Origin of the sequence: Phreatobacter sp. AB_2022a, from assembly GCF_026847585.1 — a bacterium.
In the GTDB taxonomy this organism is placed as follows: Bacteria; Pseudomonadota; Alphaproteobacteria; order Rhizobiales; family Phreatobacteraceae; genus Phreatobacter.
Map to the genome: position 1 here is coordinate 25,708 of NZ_JAPSET010000013.1, position 22,487 is coordinate 48,194.

Sequence of the window (22,487 nt, forward strand, 5' to 3'; positions counted from 1 at the left end):
CCTCGGCATCTTGTCGTTGCCAGGAGGCTGACGGCTGCGCCGGAGAAAATCAATAGCCTAATTAATTGTTCCCGGCGCTGCGCTGCGCAGGGGTCTTGCCGGCCGCCGCTGGGCGCGCCAGGAGCCCGTCGAACAGGATCCTGACGACGCTGTCGCTGAACGAGCTGATCCGTTCCGGATCGGTCATGTCGATGGCATAGAGCTCGTCGATCAGGCCGCCGAGGCTGAGCGTCAGCGACGCCGCCGAGGTGATCGCATTGGTCACGTCGTGCACGGGCATGTCGGGAATGGCGCCGGCGGCGATCGCCTCGCGCACGGTCTGGTCGAATACCTCGAAACCGGGCGCGATATAGGTTTTCGTCAGCCATTTGAGCCGTGGGCTGCGCACCATGCCTTCGTGGATGGCGATGCGGACATAGTCCGGGTTGGACGCATTGGCCTCGATCAGCCTGCGGATCAGCAGCTTGAGCTTGTCGACGGGGTCGAGGCCGGCGAGATCGCGCGCGGTGTTGCGGAACATCTGCCCGCGCCGGCGCATCATCCGGTCGACTGCAGCTTTCCACAGATTCGATTTCGAGCCGAAATGGTAGTGCACCATCGGCTGGGTGAGGCCGGCCGCCTTGGCCACGGCCCCGGTCGTCACCGGGTCGTAGCCGTAGCGGGCGAAGAGATCGATCGCCGCGTCCATCAGCTTGTCGCGGGTGGTCTCGGCCGAGGCGTCGGCCGAGCGGCGCGGCCGGCCGGGCTGGCGCTTGACGGGCATGGTCTGGCGCGGCGCCTTGGCTGGCGCGGCGAGCGACGGGCGGCTGGTGGGTCGGCGCGAAGGCGGCATCGGGGCATCTCGTCCAGGCTCGGCGGCAAACCAAACAGAGACTGGACCGCCATCCGTCAAGTGTCGACTTGAAATTAATTGGTCTATTGATTTTGCTGAGACGACGGTTAGCGTCTCATCGCAACGACAAGCCGGCGCCGGGCCCACGGGTCCGCAACGGGCCGCGCGGGACCATGAGGGAGAACAAGGCAATGCACGGCCATCACGGCGTTCCGGCACGCGCCGACTGCGTCCTGCGCGATCTCGTCGACCGGCATGCCGCGGCCCGGCCCGATGCCCCCTACGCCGTTCTGCCCGACGGCACGACGCTGAGCTATGGCGCGCTGCGCGTGCGTGTCCGCGCCACGGCCCGCGCGCTGCAGGATCTCGGCGTCCGCCAAGGCGACCACGTGCTGGTCTGGCTGCCGAACGGCATTGACGGCCTCTGCCTCTGGTTCGCGATCAACTATGCCGGCGCAGTCTATGTGCCGATCAACACCGCCTATCGGGGCGGCATCCTCGAACATGTCGTCAGGAACTCCGGCGCGCGGCTGATGATCGCCCACGCCGAACTGGTCGAGCGGCTCGCCGGCATCGACCGGGCGGCGCTCGGGACAGTGGTGGCGCTCGGCGGCAAGCCCGCCGCCATCGACGGCATCGATCTTCGCGGGGCCGACGCGCTGGACGGGCAGGACGACGTTCTGCCGCTGGCGCGGCCGATCGAGCCCTGGGACACCCAGAGCATCATCTATACGTCGGGCACGACCGGACCCTCCAAGGGCGTCCTCTCGTCCTATGCGCACCTTCAGGCCATGGGCAACGCGCTGATCGCCGATGGCGAAGGCACGCCCTATCTCGGCGCCGACGACCGGTTCATGGTCAATCTGCCGATGTTCCATGTCGGCGGCACGGCACCGTCCTATGCGATGCTGGTCAAGGGCGGGGCGATCGTTCTCGTCGATGCCTTCGACACGGCGAGCTTCTGGCGGACGGTGGCGGTGACCGGCACCACGGCGGTGATCCTGCTCGGCGTCATGGCGACCTTCCTGATGAAGGAACCGGCCGCCGCAGGCGAGCGCGCCACGCCGCTGCGCCACGCCATCATCATTCCGCTCGCGCCGGAAGGCGTCGCGTTTCACGCGCGTTTCGGCGTCACGACGCACACCCTGTTCAACATGAGCGAGGTGTCCTGTCCGCTGATCGCCGAAGCCAACCCGACGGTGGCGGCGACCTGCGGCAAGCCGCGGCGCGGCCTGGAAGTGCGTCTCGTCGACGCCCACGACTGCGCCGTACCGCCGGGCGAGATCGGCGAGCTGATCATCCGCACCGACAGTCCGTGGGCGCTGAACCACGGCTATAACGGCGATGCCGAGGCGACCGCGCGCGCCTGGCGCAACGGCTGGTTCCACACCGGCGACGCCTTTCGCACGGACGAGCAGGGCAACTATTTCTTCGTCGACCGGTTCAAGGATTCGATCCGCCGGCGCGGCGAGAACATCTCCTCCTTCGAGGTCGAGCTCGAGGTCTGCGCCCATCCGGCCGTGCGCGAGGCGGCGGCCGTCGCGGTGCCGAGCCCGCATGGCGAGGACGATATCCTCGTCGCGGTCTCGCTGATCGAAGGGGCCGCGCTCGACCCGGCCGAGCTGCTCGCCTTCCTGATGCCGCGCATGGCCCATTTCATGGTGCCGCGCTATGTCAGGATCGTCGACGACCTGCCCAAGACGCCCACCCGCAAGGTGGAGAAATACCTGATCCGGCGCGACGGCGTCACGGCCGATTGCTGGGATCGCGAAGCGGCCGGCATCGTCGTCAAGCGGCAGAGGCTGACGACGTGAGCCGGCGGCCGTTCCGCGCAATGGTTTCCTCATTCCCCTCGCAGTCCCTCATCCAAGGCCCGACAGACATGTTCAGGAAAGTGCTGATCGCCAATCGCGGCGAGATCGCCGTGCGCATCGCGCGGGCGGCGAACGAGCTCGGCATCGCGACGGTCGCAGTGTTCGCGCCGGAAGACGCGTTGTCCCTGCACGTGACGCGGGCGGACAGTGCGGTGGCACTGCCGGGGGCAGGGGCCGCGGCCTATCTCGATATCCGCGCGATCGTCGATGCCGCCGTGTCGGCCGGCTGCGACGCGGTTCATCCCGGCTATGGCTTCCTTGCCGAGAATGCCGGCTTCGCCCGGGCGGTCGCCGCGGCCGGCCTGACCTTTGTCGGGCCGGGCCCCGAGACGCTCGAGCGTTTCGGCGACAAGGGCGCGGCACGCCGCCTCGCCCGCGAAACCGGCGTGCCGCTCGCCGCCGGCACGGAAGGCGCGACCAGCCTTGCGGAGGCGGAGGCCTTCATGGCGTCGCTCGGCGGCCGGCCGATCATGGTCAAGGCGGTGGCCGGTGGCGGCGGCCGCGGCATGCGCGTGGTGGAACGCGCGGCCGATCTCGCTGAAGCCTATCGGCGGGCGGCGTCCGAAGCGCAGGCCGCCTTCGGCTCGGATGCTCTCTATGTCGAAGAGCTGATCCGGCCGGCGCGCCATGTCGAGATCCAGGTGCTGGGCGACGTCGCGGGCGCGGTCATGCACCTGTTCGAGCGCGAATGCAGCCTGCAGCGTCGGCACCAGAAGCTCGTCGAGATCGCCCCGGCGCCCGGCCTCGATCCGGTCCTGCGCGAGGCGGTCGCCGAGGCCGCGGTCCGGCTCGCCCGGGCCGCCGGCACCCGCACGCTGTGCACGGTCGAGTTCCTGGTCGATGCCGACGCCGGCCGCTTCGTGTTCATGGAGGCCAATCCGCGCCTGCAGGTGGAGCACACCGTCACCGAGGAGGTGATGGGCGTCGACCTCGTCCAGGCGCAGTTCGGCCTTGCCGCCGGCCGCTCGCTCGCCGAGCTCGGGCTGACGCAGGAGGCGGTCGGCAAACCGCGCGGCCTTGCCGTCCAGCTGCGCGTCAACATGGAGCGCATCGGCCCCGACGGCGCGGCGACGCCGACGGGGGGGACGCTGACCGCCTTCGATCCGCCGGGCGGCGCCGGCATCCGCGTCGAGAGCTTCGGTTATGCCGGCTACCGCACCAGCGCGAGCTTCGATTCGCTGATCGCCAAGGTCATCGCCTTCACGCCGACCGGCCGGCTCGAGGATGCCCTGGTCCGCGCCGACCGGGCGCTGGCCGAGTTCCGCATCGGCGGGGTCGGTACCAACAAGGCGTTCCTGCGCGGCCTGATCCAGCGGCCCGACATTCGCGCCGGCGCCTTCGACACGGGATTCGTCGAACGCCATGCGGCCGAGCTGGTGGCGGCAGCGGCGGCCCAGTCGGACCGGTCGCTGCCGGCGGATGCCGGAGCGAGCGCGACGCCTGCCGGCCGGGCGGTCGCGGCACCGGCCGGCACGGTCGGCGTCCCCGCGCCGATGGGCGGCCGCGTGGTCAGCTTCGAGGTCGCGGAAGGCGATGCGGTCAAGGCCGGCGCCGCCGTGGCGGTGATCGAGGCGATGAAGATGGAACATCTGGTCATGGCCGAGACATCGGGCATTGTGCGCCTGATTGCCGGCGCGCCGGGCGACAATGTCGCGGCCGACCAGCCGCTGGTCTTCATCGAGCCTGGCGATGTCGCGGTCTGCGACGGGGGCGCGGATGCGGCGCATGGGCCCGGTCACGTCCGTGCCGACCTTGCCGAGGCGCTCGCCCGCAACGAGGCGCTGCTCGACCATCAGCGTCCCGACGCGGTGGCGCGCCGGCGCAGGACCGGCCAGCGCACCGCGCGTGAGAACATTGCCGACCTCTGCGACGACGACAGCTTCGTCGAATATGGCGGACTGGCGCTCGCCGCCCAGCGTCGCCGCCGCACACTGGACGAGCTGATGGCGATGAGCCCGGCCGACGGTCTGGTTGCCGGCATCGGCGCGGTCAATGGCGCGCTGTTCGACGAGACGAAGGCCCGCTGCCTGATCATGTCCTACGACTATACCGTCTTCGCCGGTACGCAGGGCTTCATGAACCACAAGAAGATGGACCGGATGCTGCGCCTTGCCGGCGAGTGGCGGTTGCCGGTCGTCGTCTTTGCCGAGGGCGGCGGAGGCCGGCCGGGCGAGACCGATTTCATGGGTGTGGCCGGCCTCGACGTGCCCACCTTCCGGATGCTGGCAACCTTGAGCGGCACGGCCCCGACGATCGCCATCGTGTCCGGTCGCTGCTTCGCCGGCAATGCGGCGATCGCCGGCTGCTGCGACCTGATCATCGCGACCGAGAACGCCAATCTCGGCATGGGCGGCCCCGCCATGATCGAGGGCGGCGGCCTCGGCGTGTTCCGGCCGGAAGAGGTCGGGCCGATGAGCGTCCAGGCGCCGAACGGCGTTGTCGACCTGCTGGTCAAGGACGAAGCCGCGGCGGTCGCGGCGGCCAAGCAGTATCTCGCCTATTTCCAGGGACCGGTGGCGGACTGGCGGTGCGCCGACCAGGATCTGCTGCGCCAGGCCATCCCGGAAAACCGCCTGCGCGCCTACGACATCCGGACCGTCGTCGAGCTGATCGCCGATACCGGCTCGGTGATGGAGCTCAGACCGGCGCATGGCGTCGGCATGATCACCGCGCTGATCCGGGTCGAGGGCCGGCCGCTGGGGCTGATCGCCAACAATCCCCGCCATCTCGGCGGCGCGATCGATGCCGAGGGCGCCGAGAAGGGCGCCCGTTTCATCGAGCTGTGCGAGACCTACGGGCTGCCGGTGCTTTCGCTCTGCGATACGCCAGGCTTCATGGTCGGGCCCGAGGCCGAGACGACCGGCCTCGTGCGGCGTGTCGCGCGGCTGTTCCTCTCCGGCGCCAATGCCACCGTGCCCATGCTGACCATTGTCCTGCGCAAGGGCTACGGCCTCGGCGCCCAGGGCATGGCGGCCGGCAGCTTCCAGGCCCCGCTGTTCATCGTCTCCTGGCCGACGGGCGAGTTCGGCGGCATGGGCCTCGAAGGCGCGGTCCGGCTCGGCTATCGCAACGAGCTCGCGGCCATCGCCGACGCGGACGAGCGGCAGGCCGTCTACGAGCGGCATGTGGCCGAGCTCTACGAGCGCGGCAAGGCGGTGAGCATGGCCTCGTTCCTGGAGATCGACGGGGTGATCGATCCGGCCCAGTCGCGCCATTGGATCATGCGCGCGCTGAAATCCGTGCCGAAACAGGAGCATGTCGGCAAGCGCCGGGCTTTCGTCGCACCGCGCTGAAGCGGGAACGGCACCCAGCCGGCCGGGTTGTCTTGTCAGGAACAACGGGACGACAACCATGACCGAGAGACAGCCGCGGCGGAAGCCGCAGGGTCGGCGCTGGTCGGCCGAGGTGACACGGCACAGCGACGCGCTCGACCTCAAGGATCACGTCTTCGCCGAGCGCGATCCGAAGGCGCTTGCCCGATCGCTGAAACGCTCCGCCGAGACGAGCAGCCGGCGCAAGGCGGCGCCGTTCCGCTCGGCCATGTCGATGCTGACCTTCTACATCAACCGGGCCGGCGCCAAGCTCGACGCCCGCCAGCGGGACGTTCTGGAGGCGGCGAAGAACGAGTTGCGCGCCGCTTTCGGCAAGAAGCGGAAATAGCGGCCGGCAAGGAGCGCCCAGCGTCGCGCCGATGGAACGCGGGGGCCCGGCACGACGTTTCCGGTCTGTCGAAGCGGCAGCACCATTCAGGGACGAGCAATGCCCAGGTCGGATCCTCCCCAATCCTTGTTCCTCGAGCGCCGGCACTGGGTGCCGAACAATCCGGTTCTGCCGGTCCTCATCTACCGCCGGGCGATCGTCGCGCCGCCCGGCGACGACACGGCCGAGGCGATGGAACGGTGCTTCGAGGCGAATGGCTGGCCGCCGCGCTGGCGCAACGGCATCTATTCCTACCACCACTATCATGCGACGGCCCATGAGGTGCTGGGCTTTGCGGCGGGATCGGCGCGGGTCGCGCTGGGCGGGCCGGGTGGGCCGGAGCTCGATTTCGCGACGGGCGACGTCCTCGTCCTGCCGGCCGGGACCGGCCACTGCAAGATCAGCGCGAGCGACGATCTCCTGGTGATCGGCGCCTATCCGCCCGGCCAGGACGGCGATATCGCGAGGGATGCGCCCGATGCGGCGACGGTGGACCGGATGCTCGTCCTCGCCTTCCCGCAGAGCGATCCGCTCGCGGGCGCCGGCGGGCCGCTGCCTGACCTGTGGCGCAGCGCAACCTGACGGGCCGGCCCGCCACTGCAGCAAAGCTTAATCATACCGGCGAAACCACGCGGTTTGCGCGATCGCCTTAAGCCGTTCTTCATCGCGCACCCGGCTCTTATCCCAGCATAGACAGGACTGCCGGGCCGACGGCCCCTAAACGGCGACGGCCTTGCCACGGGCCGGTCGGCGGGCAGGCAAGGGGGCGGCGCCGGTTCCTGGCACCGAACCTGCTGGCGATGACCGTCAAACGGTGTCGGAGAGCAGGCATGTATCACGATGTGACAGGAGCTGTGCCTGAACAGGACGTCACGTCCCGTGCCAACCGGGCGTCCGTGTCCGAGCCTGACGCCACGCGCCCGCTCGTGCTCGATCTCGACGGCACGCTGCTGCGCACCGATACGCTGCTTGAAAGCGCGGTCGCGGCCCTGCGTGACAATCCCTTCGTCATCTTCTCGATGCTGCTCTGGCTGGTGCAGGGGCGCGCGGTGCTGAAGCAGCGGCTCGCGGCTATTGCCATGCCTGATATCGCCACGCTGCCGGCGGAGCCGCGCGTGGTGAGCCTTGGCCGCGCGGCGGCCGCCGCCGGCCGCCCGGTGGTGCTGGCGACGGCCGCGACCATCGAGATCGCGGCGGCCGTCGCCGAGCGCTTTCCGTTCATTTCCCGCGTCATGGCCTCCAACGGCCGGACCAATCTGAAGGGCGGCGCCAAGGCCGAGGCACTGGCCGCCGCCTTCCCACAGGGCTTCGACTATGCCGGCGACAGCGCGGCCGATCTCAAGGTCTTCGCCGCGGCCGAGCGTATCGTCGCGGTGCGCGCCCCGGCCGGGGTCATCAGGCGCGCCCGCGCACTTGGCAAGCCGGTCGAGGTGATCGGCGCGGAACGGTCCGCCGCCGCGGTCTGGGCGCGTGCGCTCCGGCTCAAGCAATGGGCCAAGAATGCGCTGGTCTTCGCGCCCATTCCGCTGGCCGGCGCCCTGTTCGCGCCGGCCGCCTGGGAGTCCGCCGCGCTCGCCTTCCTCGGCCTCGGGCTCGTCGCGTCGGCGACCTACCTGATCAACGATCTCTTCGACCTGCCGAACGACCGGCAGCACTGGTCGAAGCGCGAGCGGCCGCTGGCGAGCGGCGCGCTCGGCATCGGCCAGGCGGTGGCCGGGCTGCCGGTTCTGTTCGGGCTGGGCTTTGCCGCGGCTGCGCTCGCCGGTCCGGGGGCGCTCTTCGTGACCGCTCTCTACGTGGTGGCGACGCTCGCCTATTCGCTGAAGCTGAAGCAGGTGCCGATCGTCGACATCTCCATGCTCGCCGGCCTCTTCACGCTGCGCCTGCTGCTCGGCGTCGTCGCGATCGGCGCGGTCATCTCGCCCTGGCTCTTCGTCTTCTCCTTCGCGCTGTTCCTGTCGCTGTCGAGCGCCAAGCGCCATACCGAGCTGACCCGCGCCAAGGTCCATGGCGTGGCGCTGCGCGGGCGCGGCTACCAGGCGGCCGACGAGCCGCTGCTGCTCGGCCTCGGGCTTGCGGCGGTCGCGAGCTCGGTGCTCATCCTGATCCTCTACCTGATGGCCGAGGGCTTCCGGGCCGGCCACTACACCGCCCCGGCCTTCCTGTGGTGCGCGCCGGTCATCATCTTCCTCTGGCAGATGCGCATCTGGCTCCTGTCGCAGCGCGGCAGCCTCGACGACGACCCCGTGACCTTCGCGATCAGGGACAAGCCGAGCCTGATGCTGGGCGCGGCACTGGTCGCAGCCTTCCTCGCGGCCCATCTCGGCGGAACACTGAAATGGCTGCTCTGACCGGAGAAGCCGCCCGCTTCCTCGTCTGCGGCGGCTTTGCGGCTTTCGTGAACTGGGCCGCCCGCATCGGCCTGTCCACGCTCATGCCCTTCGAGCCGGCCGTGGCGCTCGCCTATGGCATCGGCATGGTCGTCGGTTTCGTGCTCTATCGCACGGTCGTCTGGCGCGACCGCAAGACGCCCTTCGTCGACCAGGTCATCGGCTTCATTTCCGTCAACGCGGCGAGCGCGCTCGTGGTCTTCGCCGTGTCCGTCGGCACGCGCTGGGGCCTCGAACGTCTCGTCGGCCCGGGCTGGATGGTCGATGCCGCGGCCCACGGCTTCGCGATCGCGGTTGGCGCGGTGGCAAATTTCATCGGCCACCGCACGGTGACGTTCCGTGTGCGCGCGGGGAGCGCGGGCTGAACAGGCGTCAGTTCGGCCCGATGCAGACGACGACCGAGCGCCGCTCGCCCGCCGCCATCGAACACGCTTCGCTGCCGACGGCGCGGCTGAGCTCCGGCCCGCCGCCATTGGGGGCGATGAAGATCACCACTTTGGGGGCGCCCCTGTGAGCGGCGCGGAAGGCGGCCAGCGCCGGCAGGTCGGGCTGCGCTTCCCATTCGGGCAGAGCGAAGACGAAATCTGCCGACGGCACGTAGCGCAGCGGATAGTAGCCGTAATAGCGCATCGAGGGCAGGGACGAGCCCATGCCGACGCCGCGGGCGCGGATCGCGGCGATCTGGTGGATGTGCACGCCCGGCTGGACGCGCCACGAGAAGCGGGCACTTGCCATGCCGCTCACATCGGCCCCGGCGAAGCTCTGTTCGGGGTGGCGCGCCCCGGTTTCCAGCACGGTGCGCGTCGTCTCCGCCCAGCCGAGATAGGCAAGCGAACGCACGGCGCTCTGGGCGGCGAGCGCGAGCGCCGAGGCAAGGCAGAGAACCCGGGTGAGCGCCGCATTGGGCTGGCGCGAGGCGATGGCGAGCGCCGCGCCCATCCAGCTATAGGGCGCCAGCCGCTCGGCCAGCGGCACGCCCTGGTTGGTGCGCAGGTCGAGCGCGGAGACGGCGAGCACCAGCACCACGAAGACCGGCCAGACGAGATCACCTTCGCGCCAGTTCCTGACGCCCGCCCTGAGCGCCAGCAGCGCCGCGAGGACCATGGCGGCGATGACCGGCGCCAGGGCCACCAGCTCCCACCATGTGTAGCTGAACAGATAGGTCATGCCGACGAGGCGCTGGACCACCTGGAAGATCGAATATTTCAGGCTCGCCGGCGAAGTGGTCGCAGCCGGATAGGCGATGAGGAAGGCGACGATCAGGCCGAGCGCCGGCAGGGCCGCGCCGGCCGACCAGGCGCCGTCGCCGACAAGCCGCAGCGCTGTGCGTCCGCGCGGCTCGGTGCCGACCGCCTTCAGCGCACGGGCAAGGCCTCCTGCCGCCAGCAGCAGGCAGGCCGCGACCACGGTTGCGAGATGGGTGAGGCCAAGCGCGAACAGGGCAAGCGCGAGGGCGAGGAAGCTGAGCACGCCCCGCTTGCGCTCGATGGCCCGCCACAGGGCCGCGAAGGCCAGGAAGGCCGGCAGGCCGAGGGCGTAGTTGAAGAAGCCGAAATGAATGAAGAGGCCGAAAATGACCGGCAGCAGCAGCAGGAAGGGCAGCAGTGGCCGGTCGGTTTCCGCGCGCGCAGCCCAGTAGGCGGCGAGTACGGCGAAGAGGCCGTAGAGGGTCAGATAGACCGACTGGGCGCGGAACGCGTCGCCCGTCATCCGGATCAGTGCCGCCAGCACGGCATAGACGCTGTAGTTGGGTTCGATCCGTGCGTTCCATTCATAGAACGTGCGGGTCGGCTCGCTCAGCACGCCGCCCCAGCCGAAGCGCGCGATCATGTCGGCCTGAGCCAGATGGATCGGGCCGTCCTGCGTGGGCACGACGTCGACCAGCCAGATCGGCGCGACCAGCACCAGCGCCACGGCGCATGCGATCAGCATGAACGCCCTGGGAGCGAGGGAGGGATCGGCGGCAGCTCTGGGGCTCATGGCATGTCCTTGGCAGGCGGCGAGGCGCGCCGCATCCGGGCAAGATCCCGCCGGCACGGCACGCATCGGAAGGACAGCATGCCCGGCCGAACTTTATTTTCGGTGTCGAGATGGGCGGCTTGCACGCGGAGGTTTCAAGAGGCCCGCTGCGTCGGCGCCGCGGGCGTGGCAACACGGAACCGGGACATCATCCGCAGGCCGAACACCGCGACCAGAAGCGTGAACCACATCTGGTTGGCACGGATGAACAGAAAGCTCTCCATGCAGGAGAGATAGATGCAGAACAGCCAGAGCTGGAAGAACAGTGTGGTCAGAGCCGGGTCCGAACCCTGGCGCCGGGCTTTGGCGTGATTGAGGAAGGGCTTGATCACGAGCACGATCACGGTCAGCACGAGACCGATCAACCCGATATTGAGCGCGGTATCGAGAAAGCCGTTATGGGCGTTGGAGGCGGTCCCCGCCCAGCTCTCGTTGCTGTCGACTTCGAGGCGCGTGTTCTCCAGCGCCCAGAAGGCCATGAAGCCGTGGCCGGTGAGCGGCCGCTGGGCCAGATGTTCGAGCGCGAAGGTCCAGATGTCGGTGCGGCCGGTGAACGAGGTGTCGAAGGGCAGGGACTGCACCGCCGCCCCAATCGCCGGGACCAGCACGGAGCCGACACCGATCGCCAGCAGGAAGGCGAGCGGCAGGGCGATGATTACGGCACGGCCGAGCGCCGATCGGACATGGGCGCAGACACCGGAAACGATCAGGGTCAGCGGCAGAATGATCAGCGAGCTCTTCGCACCCGACAGGAGCACGAACAGCGCCGCGGCCGCCGAGAGGCCGAGGCCGGCACCGACGCGCCCGGTGCGCGCCGCGAAGATGCCGATGAAGACCATGGTGGCGAAGACACCGCCGGCCAGGTTCTTGTGCGGAAAGATCCCGCGCCAATCGCCCGCGAGCCGGGCCTCGATCGCATCGGTAGCCTGATGGATGGCGAGATCCGGCAGAAGCACGACGCCGAGATAGGACAGGCCGACGACCACCCAGGCGACGGCAAGAATGAGGCGGGTGAACTCATCCCGGTTCTTCGGCAGCACACCGACGAGCGCGGCGATCACCGCCACGATCAGGAAGAGCAGGTAGCGCTTCATCGATGAGCTCGGGTCGGCCGAGGCGACGACCGTGTAGCTGGCATAGACGGCAAGCGCCAGGAACATCCAGTCCGACACGGCCGCCTGGAACTGGCGCCGCCGGCCGATCGTGGCGCAGACGACCATGGCCGCGAGCAGGCCGAAGCTCACATAGCTCCAGACATCGTTGCCGGAGGTCGCGGTTGGCTGATCGTCGGCGCCGAGGCTGCCGAAGGGGTCGAGCGTGATCCAGACCAGCGACCAGACCACGACGAACAGCACGGCACGCGCAAGGTGCGTCCATGCCTCTGTCCGAGCATCAAGATGGAATGCGGTGGTCTGTGACATGGATCCGGTCTGCCCCCGCGGACGCACCCATAGGTCGAGTCGCGCTCAAAGTCGACAGCGCAGCGCGCTTTATGATGCGGTTCGAGCCCCTCGACAAGACGAAGCTTGCCGATTGGTGAAGCTCCTGTCCCTCCGCGCGGCCCGAACTTTGCTCCACTCACCCCGACGCCGGGCAACACGACGGCTGGGGGATGCCACAATGACACAGGTTCTTGCGACCACGCGTTATTACAGTACCGCTCGCAAATCTGACGAGGTTTTGTCGATCCAATATTTGCGCGGCCTTGCCGCTTTCAGCGTGCTCGCCACGCATACGCTGCAATGGCCGCTGCTCGCTCCCAATATGGGGCTTCTGAAAACGGGACGTTTCGGTGTCGAGATCTTCTTCGTGGTTAGCGGATTCATCATCACCCTGGTCGCGGGCGATGGCCGGTTCGACCCGAAGGACTTTCTTCTGCGCCGCATCTTCCGGATCGTTCCGGCCTACTGGATCGCGACCTTCCTGGTGCTCGCACTCGCGCTGATCATGCCGCAGCAGTTCCGCAATACCGTTCCCACGCTGGAGGGATTGTTCAAGTCGCTCCTGTTCATCCCCTCCATCGATCCGAAGGCGCCGCTCCTGCTGCTCGGCTGGACGCTCGACTACGAGGCCTTCTTCTACGTGGCCTTCGCCGCGCTGTTCTTCCTGTCTTCGGGAATACGGACGCTCGTGCTCTGTCTCGCCTTCGCAGCGCTGGTCGGCATCGGCCAGTTCGCGCAGGAGCCGGGCTTCCTCCAGTCCTTCTATACGAGCGCGAGTCTCGTCGGCTTCTGCGCCGGCATGCTCGTCGCGCAGGCCTATCGCCATGGTCTGATCGACTGGCTCGCCGCCCGCGCCAACGCCGCTCTGCTGGCCGTGGCCGCCATGCTCGTGACCCTGTTCTACGTGGTGCCCTGGCCGCATGCGGGTGTCATGAGCCTCTGGCTTCATCTCCTCATGGCAGCGGCGGCCGTGAGCATCGTGCTCGTCGGCCTGAGCGTCGAACGCGCCGGTCTGCTGCCGCGCATCGGCCTGCTGCGCTATTTCGGCGACGCCTCCTATTCGGTCTACCTGTTCCACTTGTTCCCGATCGGCGCGATCTGGGCGCTGGCGCGCGGCTTCGTGCCGATCGACCAGACCCTTTATTACCTCCTCGCGTCCTTCGTCGCGATCGTCGCCTGCACGGTGTTCAGCCTGATCAGCTACCACCTGATCGAGCGTCCCTTCCTGATCCGCAGCCGCGCCTGGCACCGCACGCCCGTGCCGGCATGATCGACCGGCGGACCCTGCTGGCCGCTGCCGGCATCCTCGCCGGCGGCACTGCCGCCCTCGCGGCGCCGGTCCTGGCACCGGACATGTTTGCCCGCTCGGAAGTGGCCCTCGGCGATCCGGCGCGGCTCCACCGCGTCTTCGCCAAGGCGCGGCGCGGCGAGCCGGTGACGCTCGGCGTCATTGGCGGATCGATCACCGTCGGCGCCCTGGCGAGCCGGCCGGACCTGTCCTATGCGGGGCGCGTCGAGACCTGGTGGCGGCGGCGGTTCCCGGCAACCCCGATCCGGCTGGTCAATGCCGGTATCGGCGGGACCGGCTCCGCCTATGGCGCGCTCAGGGCCGGCGAAGACCTGCTCGCGAGCCGGCCGGATCTCGTCATCGTCGAATTCGCCGTCAATGACGGCTGGAACGAAGGGGCTTCCTACGAGGGCCTGCTGCGCCAGATCCTGGCACTGCCCGGCATGACCGCCGTCGTCTGCCTGTTCATGATGTGGCAGGGCGGCGGCAACAGCCAGGAGAGCCAGGCGCGGATCGGCGCGCATTACCGCCTGCCCATGGTCAGCTTTCGCGACGCCGTCTGGCCGGCCATGGCCGGCGGCCGGCTCGCCGAGGCCGAGCTTCTGGTCGACGGCGTGCATCCGAACGATGCCGGCCACGAGGCCGCCGCGCTGTTCCTGGCGCGCCTGTTCGAGCGGATCGACCAGCTGCCGGTCCGCTCCCCGGTCCCGGCTGGCGTCCTGCCCAGCGCGTTGATCTCCGATGCCTTCCAGTTCGTCGAATGGCGGCGGGCCGCCGGGCTGACGCCGGACAACGCTGGCGGCTGGGCCAGGCGCGCAGGCGAGGGCGGCCGCCCCGCCTGGTTCGGCTCCGCCGCGAGCGGGCCCCTGGTCCTGTCCGGCAACGGCACCGGCCTCGTCGTGGTGCTGCAGCGGGACCCCGCCGATCCCGGGCGCCTGCGCCTGCGGCTCGATGGCGCCGACCTGCCGGATCCGGACCGCGAAGGCGGGGCGGCGCGCCGCGTCATCGTCGTCGCGCAGGGGCTGGAGCGCCGCCGGCACAGCCTGGAGATCACGCGGGTCGACGGCCCGGGCGGATCCGGCGGCAGCACCGAGGTCGGGCTGATCGGCTTCGGCGGCATCGGCCTGCGCTGAGCTTCCGCCACGGTCCGGTCATGAACCGGATTATGATCGGTCTTGCGGGGCAGGATGCGCCACAGGAGGCCGCCAATGACCATCAGCACACGAGCAGCCGTTCTGGTCCTCGGGTTTGGGCTCGTGCCGGTGGCGGCGCTGGCCCAGGCGACGCCCGCCGCGCCGTCGGCTCCATCCGCGCCGCGCGAGGCGGACAACAGCCGCTTCACCTTGCGCGAGACGCCGGATGGCTGGCTGCGGATGGACGGCAAGACCGGCCAGATGACCTTCTGCAGCCGCCAGAACGCCACGGTCACCTGCCGGCTGGCGGCCGACGACCGGGCCGAGCTGCAGGCCGAGATCGACCGGCTGAAGGCGGAAAACGACACGCTCCGGCGCGGCGGCGCGACGGCGCAGAACCGGCCGGGAGGCAGCGACCAGAACCTCAATCTGCCGAGCGACCAGGAGGTCGACCGCGCGCTGAGCCTTGCCGAGCGCATCATCCGTCGTTTCATGGCGATCGTGCGCGAAAGCGACGGCGATCAGGGCCGGCGTCTCTAGGCCGTAGATTCGTAGTTGCGGAGCCACAGACGCATTGAGGCGAGTTGGACCATAGCGAGGAAGTTCGCGGCCAACTTGTCGTAGCGTGTCGCGACACGGCGAAAGTGCTTCAGCTTGGAGAAGAAGCGCTCGATCAGGTTTCGCTCGCGGCAGAGCCGCTTACTGAAGCAGGGCTTCCAGCGTCGATCGCTCTTTGGAGGGATGTTGGGCGCGGCGCCCCGTTCTTGGATCAGTTTGTCAGCGTCATAAGCCTTGTCAGCAAGCACGATGGCGCGTGGGCCGACATGATCGAGGAGCGCATCGGTGATCTTCCCGTCATGCGCCTGTCCAGCAGTGAGACCGAACCGGATCGGAAGCCCTTGCGCATCAACTACAACATGAATCTTGGTTGTGAGGCCGCCCCGAGATCGGCCAAGACAGTGATCTCGATCCTCCTTTTTTGCCGTCGCAGCCTGCTGATGCGCAGGGATGGAAGTGCTGTCGATCATCTGGATGTTGCCTTGGCGCGGTGCTGTGATGGCTTGCATCAACGAGGCTCACACACCGGCCTTTCGCCACCGCACGACGCGGTTGTAGCAGGTGGTGCGAGGCCCACAATGCTTCGGCAGGTCGCGCCACGGTGCGCCAGATCGCAGCACCCAAAAGATGCCGTTGAGTACACGGCGGTCGTCGACCCTTGGCACGCCTCGCGGCTTGTTCGGTAGAAGTGGCTCTATTGCACGCCACTCGAAGTCGGTCAGATCATATCGGCTCATGCTGATGTTGAATCAGATCATGACGCATTCAGAAAACCGCGTGTCTGCTATCGACCCGTCGCGGACATGCTCGATGTCTCGCAGCCTCGATCAGCGATCGCAAACACATCGGTGCTGAGATAGCGCAGCCCCGAGTCGACAATGAGTGTGGCAACGGTCGCACCTGAACCGAGTTGTTCGGCGACCCTGAGCGCCGCAACGACGTTTGCTGCTGAAGACGTGCCTGCAAAGATTCCTTCCTCGCGCGCAAGTCGACGGGCCATAGCCTTGGCTTCATCGGTGCTGACGGTGTGAATTTCATTGACGAGAGACGGCTGCCACAGAGGCGGAATGAAACCGATACCAATGCCCTCGATCTTGTGAGATCCGGTGGGTTTACCGGAGAGCACCGCAGATTCGGCAGGCTCGACTGCGAATGTGCGGATATGGTTGGCGTGCTTGCGCAGCGCCTTCGTAACGCCATGGATGGAATGAGCGGTGCTGACCGAGTGGACGAAGGCGTCCAGCTTACCGCCAGTCTGGCTCCAAAGCTCGTCGCCGAGGGGGATATATCCATCGACGATGCTGCGATTGTTCAACTGATCGCAATACCAATGGTTCGGGCGAGCGCTGATCTCTCCCGCAGCCCTGATCATGGACCTGACGAGATCGCTAGTGATCTTCTTTCCGTCGCTTTGGACGTCCGTTAGGCGCGCACCGAAGGCCTGCATGGTTCGGCGCTTTTCCTCGCTAAACGCATCGGAATAGACGATCTCCAGATCATACCCCCGCGCGGCGCAGACGAACGCCAACGAAACCCCTGTCGTTCCGGCGGTATATTCGACGACCGTGCCACCTTGAACCAGCCGCCCATCCGCCTCGGCAAATTCGATCGCAGCTTTAGCCATGCGATCTTTCATGCTGCCAGTCGGGTTGGCTGATTCCATCTTGGCCACCACCCGTGCCGAGCCGGCCGGCACGACGCGCTGCAGCTCGACCAGAGGCGTGCCGCCAATAGCGTCAAGAATGGTCTTCGAGGAGGTGTCCATGGCGCACTCGCATCTTGGTGACGGACGATCGCTCAAGCGCTGCTAGCCGGCATGGGCGAGGATGGAAGCGGCGAAAACGAGAGTCGCCCCCGCTCCGGCCACGAAGGCAAGCGTCCGGACAACGGGAATGCCAGCCACATAGACTCCGTAGTGAACCAGTCGCGCGGCGAGATAGATTTTGGATGCGAGCACCGTGGCCGGCGAACTCGCTCCAATCAAAGCCGCCACCAGCACCAACGGTGCGAAGACAACGAGATTCTCGACCGCGTTGGCATGGGCGCGTTTCGCCCGCTGTGCCCAATCAAGGCTCTCGACGGGCCTTGGTAACGGATTGGCCAAGGCTCGCGCCAACCCGAGTCGCGATATCCCGGCGATCGTGTACGGGATCCACATCAGAGCGGTGGCCAGGGCCGTCAGTGTCAGAAGGTAAAGCTCTGCCGTGAAGGTCATCGATCGAAATCCTGCCGGAACGAAGCCCGCGGCAAACCCGCCTGAACTCCTCGCGGCGAGGGTAGATTTGATATCGCTCAAGAGATATCGTCGGAAATGACATTATTGTGGTTGATTACGACATGAAGCTGTCAGTTCTTGCGCTTGATGGGGCATTCGATACGGGCCTGGCAGTGCTGCTGGATACGTTTTCGATGGCAAACGAGCTTGCGATTGCTCAAGGCCGAGAGAGACTTCCATTCGAGGTCAAGTTGATTGGCGTCAGGCCGCAAATCCGGACAGCCCTTGGCTTAACCGCGTCAGTCGAATCGGCCGGTCTTGTGCGCAACTCCGATTGGATTGTCGTACCCGCGCTCAACGCCAAGACGCCCCCCTTGCTGCTCGAAGCTTTGGCCCGTCCGGACGTACTGGAAGCAATCGACTTTCTGCGGGCGTGGCGTAACCGCGATATTGGTATTGCGGGGGCCTGCGTCGGCACGTTTCTGTTGGCGGAAGCAGGCATTCTCGACGGTGTCGAAGCAACAACGACGTGGTCGCTCTCCCCACTCTTTCGGCAACGATTTCCGGCCGTTCGACTGGACGAAACCCAACTTATAGCAGGCTCGGACCGCGTCGTTACCGCCGGCTCGATGATGGGGCATCTCGATCTCGCTCTGTGGCTGGTACGGCAAGCGAGCCCCGAGATGGCCGCCCTCGTCGCACGCTTCATGCTGATCGATACGCGGCAATCCCAAGCCCGCTACATCATCCCGGACCATCTCGCTCACGCAGATCCGCTGATTGAGCGGTTCGACCGCTGGGCACGCGACAATCTGCATCGCGGTTTCTCGCTTCAAGAGGCGGCCAGTTCCCTCTCTGTGAGCGCACGAACATTGCAGCGCCGCTCAGAAGCTATTCTGGGAAAATCGCCGCTCGCATTTGTTCAGGACATCCGCGTCGAAGAAGCCCAGCGCCTGATGTCGATGGGTAGGAATGTCGAAAGCATTGCCGCCCAAGTCGGCTATGCCGATACCGCAACCCTTCGCACGCTCTTGAGACGGCGGCTCGGGCGAGGCGTGAGGGAACTCAAAGCGGAAATCCGCAGATAGTTCTGGCGCGACGCATGTCCGCTATCGAGCCATCTCGGACATTTCGGTTTATGGGTTTACGACCTAGCCTTTCCCCTGGTTTGCGCTCAGGCGGCCTCGCTCGCATCGCCCCGGGCGGGCATCTCGAAGAGGTCGCGGCCGATGGCGCGCGCGGCTTCGAAATGCGCGCGCGGACCGTCCACATCCGGCGGCACCAGGAGTTCCGACGTCACGACCCGAGCGCCGCAATAGTCGAAAATGCCGTGATCGATCTGCGTCCGCATGGCGCCGAAATAGCCGTGGCGGGCATAGGTGCGCATGTCGGCCGCGCCGATCGCGACCAGATGAACCGCCAGACGCCGGAGCTTCTTCACCGTCTTGGTGCCCGGTTTGTCCTCGTACGCCCAGCCATTGGCGAAGACACGATCGATCCAGCCCTTCAGGAGGCCGGGAAACGACCACCAGTAGACCGGATAGACCAGAACCAGCGCGTCGGCGCGGTCGATCCGCGCCTGCTCGGCGGCGACATCGGCTGGCGCCGGGGACTGCAGGCGGAAATAGGCGAGATCGGCGGCGCTGAACGACGGATCGAAGCCCTCCGCCGCAAGGTCGGCGATTTCCGTCGCATGGCCGGCCCCCGCGACGCCCTCGGCAAGGGCGTTTGCGACACGGTGGGTGAGCGATTTCGGATCGGGATGCGCGACAACGACGAGGGCGTGCATGGAAAAGCTCCGGCCGGCGATTGCAGGTGAGGCGGTCTGTTTATATACTTTAAGTAAGTTACTTTTGGTATATAACGATGTCAAGCACCGCCCCTCCAGCCTCGGCGCCGAAGCCGCCACGCCGCCGCCTGCTGCGCGAGGAGCGTCATCGGCAGCTGCTGGCGGTCGCCTGGCGGCTGGTCGGTGCGGAGGGCGCCGACGCCCTGACCCTGCCGCGGCTTGCGGAGGCCGCGGGGATCACCAAGCCGGTGGTCTACGATCATTTCGGCACACGCTTCGGGCTGCTGGTGGCGCTCTACGAGGATTTCGACGCGCGCCAGACGGGGGTGATGGATGCCGCGCTCGCGGCGAGCGAACCGACGCTGATCGACCGCGCGGCGGTCATCGCCTCGTCCTATGTCGACTGCGTGCTGGCCCAGGGGCGTGAGATCCCCGGCGTCATCGCAGCACTGGCGGGCGCCCCCGATCTTGAAAAGATCAAGCGCGACTACCGCATGGCCTTCGTCGAGAAGTGCCGCTCGTTGCTGGCCCCCTTTGCCGAGCCCCATGCGATCACCGCCGCGAGCCTCTGGGCCATGCTCGGTGCCGCCGATGCGCTGTCCCACGCCGCCGCATCCGGCGACATCACGGCCCGGGAGGCGAAGGAGGAGCTGTTCGCGACGATCGTCGCAATGGTCGACCGGCACGCGCAGGGCACCGTGAGCCTCGCCCCCGACGGGCAAACCGGCTTATCGTAGGTGGGGGCCGCCATCGCGCGCGGGCCTTTGCGCCGCAACGCGCCTTCAGCGCTGCGATGGAGGAAGCAGGATGTCCATTCATCTCGCAGTGCGCACCTATCCCGGCCGCGACCGTCACGTTCACGATTTCAGCCAGATCCTGGTTCCGCTCCAAGGCGCGATGCGTCTCGACATCGAGGGCCGCACCGACGTCGTCGCGGGCGGCAGCATCGCGGTCATTCCGCAGCACCACGCCCACGATTTCGCCCCGAGCGCGGATTGCAGCATGCTGGTGCTGGATGTCGAGACGGCGGCATTGCCGCGGGGCGGAACTCCGGCCCTGCTGTGCGGCGAGGCTCTGTCGGTGACGCGCGTCGAGCCCTGGCTCTGGCGCATGTTTCGCCTGCTCGGCGCCGAGGTCGAGGCGGACGCGAGCAGGGCCAGCGACGCGGCGCGGCTTGCCATGACCGGCCTTCATCTGATCGATCCCGGTTCCGCCCCGGCGCCTCGGCCGCGCTCGCGCGTCGAGCGCCGCATTCTCGAGGCCGCCGACGAAACCGCCACGGCGGTGGCCGACATGGCGCGCCGGGCAGGGTTCGGCCAGAGCCGCTTTCATGCCCTGTTCAAGCTGACGCACGGCCACTCGCCGAAACAGCTGCACCTGCTGAAGCTGTTCGACCGGGCGGTCGACCGGCTGATCGCCTCGTCCGATCCCGTTTCCGAGATCGCCTACGGGCTCGGCTATCAGAACGTCTCCTCGTTCAACCGCCAGTTCAAACGGCGCTTCGGGGTCACGCCGTCGGAGTTCCGGGCCGCAGGCCGCGCCGAACACCGCGGCTGAAGCGGCGGTCGCAGCTTCGGCCAAGACTATCGGAGCTTTGCCTCATCCGGTGCGCGCGCGGCGGCGCTAGCTTGGCCGCAAGGAGGGCCCGGCGATGCGGCTGACGGATTTCAAGGTTCTCACCTTCGACTGCTACGGCACCCTGATCGACTGGGAAACCGGGCTCTGGAACGCATTGCAGCCGCTGCTCGCCGCGGGGCGGCTCGACATGCCGCGCGAGACGGCGCTGGCGCTCTACGGCCGGCACGAGGCCGAACAGGAACGGCAAACGCCGTCGCTGCGCTATTCCACGCTGCTTTCGGTGATTCACGCGCGCCTGGCCCGGGAGCTCGGCCTTCGCGTCCACGCCGATCTGCACGACGGGTTCGGCGCGTCCGTGCCGGACTGGCCGGCCTTTCCGGACAGCGCCGAAGCGCTCGCCTATCTGAAGCGGCACTACAGGCTGGTCATTCTCTCGAACATCGACCGACAGAGCTTCACCGCCAGCAACCGCAAGCTCGGCGTCACCTTCGATGCGATCTACACGGCCGAGGATATCGGGGCGTACAAACCCGATCCGGCCAATTTCGCCTATCTCGTCGACCATCTCGACACCGATCTCGGCCTCCGGCCCCAGGAGATCCTGCATACGGCGCAGAGCCTCTATCATGACCATGTCCCTGCGGCACGGGCGGGACTGGCGCGAGCCTGGATCGACCGGCGCTTCGGCCGCGCCGGCAGCGGCGCGACCCCGGTTCCCGAGACGCGGCCGGAGGTCGATTTCCACTTCAGGAGCCTTGGCGCGCTCGCCGAGGCTCACCGCGCCGAGATCGAGGGGCGGTGAACGGCGCGGGCCGGTCGGCGGCGGGCCCGGCCCAGCGCCGTGCGCAGCCTCAGCCGGCGCGCTTGTAGGGCGGCTTGTCGAGGCCCTTCGGCGACAGCGTGAAGATCTCCACGCCGGTTTCCGTCACCGCCACGGTGTGCTCGAACTGAGCGGACAGCGAACGGTCGCGCGTGACGGCGGTCCAGCCGTCGGACAGCACCTTCACATGCGGCCGGCCGAGATTGATCATCGGTTCGATCGTGAAGAACATGCCCGGCTTCAGCATGCTGCCTTCGCCGGGCCGGCCGAGATGCACGATGTTCGGTTCGTCGTGGAACATGCGGCCGAGACCATGGCCGCAGAAGTCGCGGACCACGCTCATGTGCTGAGGCTCGACGAACGACTGGATGGCGTGGCCGATATCGCCCACCGTATTGCCCGGCTTGACCGCGGCAATGCCCAGCATCAGCGATTCATAGGTGACCTCGATCAGCCGCTCGGCGCGGCGCGGGATCTCGCCGACGGCATACATGCGCGAACTGTCGCCATGCCAGCCGTCCAGCACGAAGGTGACGTCGACATTGACGATGTCGCCGTCGCGCAGCGGCTTGTCGTTTGGAATGCCGTGGCAGACCACATGGTTGATCGACGTGCAGGTCGAGCGCTCGTAGCCGCGATACATCAGCGTCGCCGGATAGGCGCCGTGGTCCATGGCGAACTCGAAGACGAGCCGATCGATCCGGTCCGTCGGCACTCCGACATCGACCTCGCCGACGAGCATGTCGAGGCATTCGGCGACGAGCCGCCCCGCCGCGCGCATGCCCTCGAAGGCTTCCGGTCCGTAGAGCTTGATCTGGCCGTTCTTGCGCATCGGCGCAGTCCCGGCATC

Annotated in this window: 20 protein-coding genes and 1 pseudogene; 13 read left to right on the forward strand and 8 right to left on the reverse strand. The window is 67.6% G+C overall.

The window, feature by feature from the left end; all coding sequences use genetic code 11:
* Positions 1-61: 61 nt before the first annotated feature.
* The gene (locus tag OZ671_RS11495; RefSeq protein WP_268860874.1) at positions 62-832 is read right to left on the reverse strand and encodes a TetR/AcrR family transcriptional regulator; all 771 of its coding nucleotides are present in this window, start codon (positions 830-832) and stop codon (positions 62-64) included.
* Between the two features lie 191 nt (positions 833-1,023).
* Between OZ671_RS11495 and OZ671_RS11500 the strand changes: the two genes are divergently transcribed.
* The 6 genes from OZ671_RS11500 to OZ671_RS11525 all read left to right on the forward strand — a co-directional run bounded on the left by OZ671_RS11500 (position 1,024) and on the right by OZ671_RS11525 (position 9,160).
* On the forward strand, positions 1,024-2,646 hold the full coding sequence (locus OZ671_RS11500; protein WP_268860875.1) for an AMP-binding protein: 1,623 nt from the start codon (positions 1,024-1,026) through the stop codon (positions 2,644-2,646).
* A 68-nt stretch (positions 2,647-2,714) separates the two neighbouring features.
* Positions 2,715-5,999: an acetyl-CoA carboxylase family protein gene (locus OZ671_RS11505; RefSeq protein ID WP_268860876.1), complete on the forward strand. Its 3,285-nt coding sequence runs from the start codon at positions 2,715-2,717 to the stop codon at positions 5,997-5,999.
* Between the two features lie 58 nt (positions 6,000-6,057).
* A complete protein-coding gene (locus OZ671_RS11510) occupies positions 6,058-6,366 on the forward strand; it encodes a DUF3175 domain-containing protein (protein ID WP_268860877.1) in 309 nt (102 codons plus the stop codon).
* A gap of 126 nt (positions 6,367-6,492) precedes the next feature.
* Positions 6,493-6,987: a cupin gene (locus OZ671_RS11515; protein ID WP_268860878.1), complete on the forward strand. Its 495-nt coding sequence runs from the start codon at positions 6,493-6,495 to the stop codon at positions 6,985-6,987.
* A gap of 248 nt (positions 6,988-7,235) precedes the next feature.
* A complete protein-coding gene (locus OZ671_RS11520; RefSeq protein ID WP_268860879.1) occupies positions 7,236-8,756 on the forward strand; it encodes a UbiA family prenyltransferase in 1,521 nt (506 codons plus the stop codon).
* Positions 8,744-9,160 (forward strand): GtrA family protein, encoded by a 417-nt coding sequence (locus OZ671_RS11525; RefSeq protein ID WP_268860880.1) that lies wholly within the window; start codon positions 8,744-8,746, stop codon positions 9,158-9,160. Before OZ671_RS11520 ends, OZ671_RS11525 begins: the two co-directional genes overlap by 13 nt.
* Positions 9,161-9,167: 7 nt before the next feature.
* Here the strand turns inward: OZ671_RS11525 and OZ671_RS11530 are convergent, their stop codons facing one another.
* Together OZ671_RS11530 and OZ671_RS11535 are read right to left on the reverse strand one after the other, a co-directional pair.
* Positions 9,168-10,775, reverse strand: a complete 1,608-nt coding sequence (locus OZ671_RS11530; RefSeq protein ID WP_268860881.1) for a hypothetical protein — start codon at positions 10,773-10,775, stop codon at positions 9,168-9,170.
* A 134-nt stretch (positions 10,776-10,909) separates the two neighbouring features.
* On the reverse strand, positions 10,910-12,169 hold the full coding sequence (locus OZ671_RS11535) for an O-antigen ligase family protein (RefSeq protein WP_268860882.1): 1,260 nt from the start codon (positions 12,167-12,169) through the stop codon (positions 10,910-10,912).
* 265 nt (positions 12,170-12,434) lie between these two features.
* Between OZ671_RS11535 and OZ671_RS11540 the strand changes: the two genes are divergently transcribed.
* The 3 genes from OZ671_RS11540 to OZ671_RS11550 all read left to right on the forward strand — a co-directional run bounded on the left by OZ671_RS11540 (position 12,435) and on the right by OZ671_RS11550 (position 15,217).
* Complete coding sequence (locus tag OZ671_RS11540) at positions 12,435-13,526, forward strand: acyltransferase family protein (protein ID WP_268860883.1); 1,092 nt, start codon at positions 12,435-12,437, stop codon at positions 13,524-13,526.
* Positions 13,523-14,677, forward strand: a complete 1,155-nt coding sequence (locus OZ671_RS11545; protein ID WP_268860884.1) for an SGNH/GDSL hydrolase family protein — start codon at positions 13,523-13,525, stop codon at positions 14,675-14,677. Before OZ671_RS11540 ends, OZ671_RS11545 begins: the two co-directional genes overlap by 4 nt.
* Before the next feature lie 75 nt (positions 14,678-14,752).
* Positions 14,753-15,217: a hypothetical protein gene (locus tag OZ671_RS11550; RefSeq protein WP_268860885.1), complete on the forward strand. Its 465-nt coding sequence runs from the start codon at positions 14,753-14,755 to the stop codon at positions 15,215-15,217.
* On the opposite strand, the pseudogene OZ671_RS11555 reads toward OZ671_RS11550, so the two are convergent.
* The 3 genes and pseudogenes from OZ671_RS11555 to OZ671_RS11565 form a co-directional block, all read right to left on the reverse strand.
* Positions 15,214-15,972: pseudogene (locus OZ671_RS11555) on the reverse strand (IS5 family transposase). The gene OZ671_RS11550 and the pseudogene OZ671_RS11555 sit on opposite strands and share 4 nt — an antisense overlap.
* A 47-nt stretch (positions 15,973-16,019) precedes the next feature.
* Complete coding sequence (locus OZ671_RS11560; protein WP_268860886.1) at positions 16,020-17,000, reverse strand: PLP-dependent cysteine synthase family protein; 981 nt, start codon at positions 16,998-17,000, stop codon at positions 16,020-16,022.
* A 42-nt stretch (positions 17,001-17,042) separates the two neighbouring features.
* The gene (locus OZ671_RS11565) at positions 17,043-17,531 is read right to left on the reverse strand and encodes an MAPEG family protein (RefSeq protein ID WP_268860887.1); all 489 of its coding nucleotides are present in this window, start codon (positions 17,529-17,531) and stop codon (positions 17,043-17,045) included.
* Between the two features lie 26 nt (positions 17,532-17,557).
* On the opposite strand from OZ671_RS11565, the gene OZ671_RS11570 reads away from it, so the two are divergent.
* Positions 17,558-18,538 carry a GlxA family transcriptional regulator gene (locus tag OZ671_RS11570; protein ID WP_268860888.1) on the forward strand — a complete coding sequence of 327 codons (981 nt, stop codon included), beginning with the start codon at positions 17,558-17,560 and terminating at the stop codon, positions 18,536-18,538.
* A gap of 86 nt (positions 18,539-18,624) precedes the next feature.
* On the opposite strand, the gene OZ671_RS11575 is transcribed toward OZ671_RS11570, so the two are convergent.
* Complete coding sequence (locus tag OZ671_RS11575; protein WP_268860889.1) at positions 18,625-19,239, reverse strand: NAD(P)H-dependent oxidoreductase; 615 nt, start codon at positions 19,237-19,239, stop codon at positions 18,625-18,627.
* A 77-nt stretch (positions 19,240-19,316) separates the two neighbouring features.
* Here OZ671_RS11575 and OZ671_RS11580 point away from each other — a divergent pair, with 77 nt between their 5' ends.
* From OZ671_RS11580 to OZ671_RS11590, 3 genes are all read left to right on the forward strand, one after another.
* Positions 19,317-19,976: a TetR/AcrR family transcriptional regulator gene (locus OZ671_RS11580; RefSeq protein WP_268860890.1), complete on the forward strand. Its 660-nt coding sequence runs from the start codon at positions 19,317-19,319 to the stop codon at positions 19,974-19,976.
* Positions 19,977-20,046: 70 nt separating this feature from the next.
* Entirely contained in the window at positions 20,047-20,796 is a 750-nt protein-coding gene (locus tag OZ671_RS11585) for a helix-turn-helix domain-containing protein (RefSeq protein WP_268860891.1), read from the forward strand.
* A gap of 94 nt (positions 20,797-20,890) precedes the next feature.
* Positions 20,891-21,619, forward strand: coding sequence for a haloacid dehalogenase type II (locus OZ671_RS11590; protein WP_268860892.1), 729 nt, complete (start codon positions 20,891-20,893; stop codon positions 21,617-21,619).
* 49 nt (positions 21,620-21,668) lie between these two features.
* Here OZ671_RS11590 and map read toward each other — a convergent pair whose 3' ends face one another.
* Positions 21,669-22,469 (reverse strand): type I methionyl aminopeptidase, encoded by an 801-nt coding sequence (gene map, locus OZ671_RS11595; protein ID WP_442957074.1) that lies wholly within the window; start codon positions 22,467-22,469, stop codon positions 21,669-21,671.
* Positions 22,470-22,487: the final 18 nt, after the last annotated feature.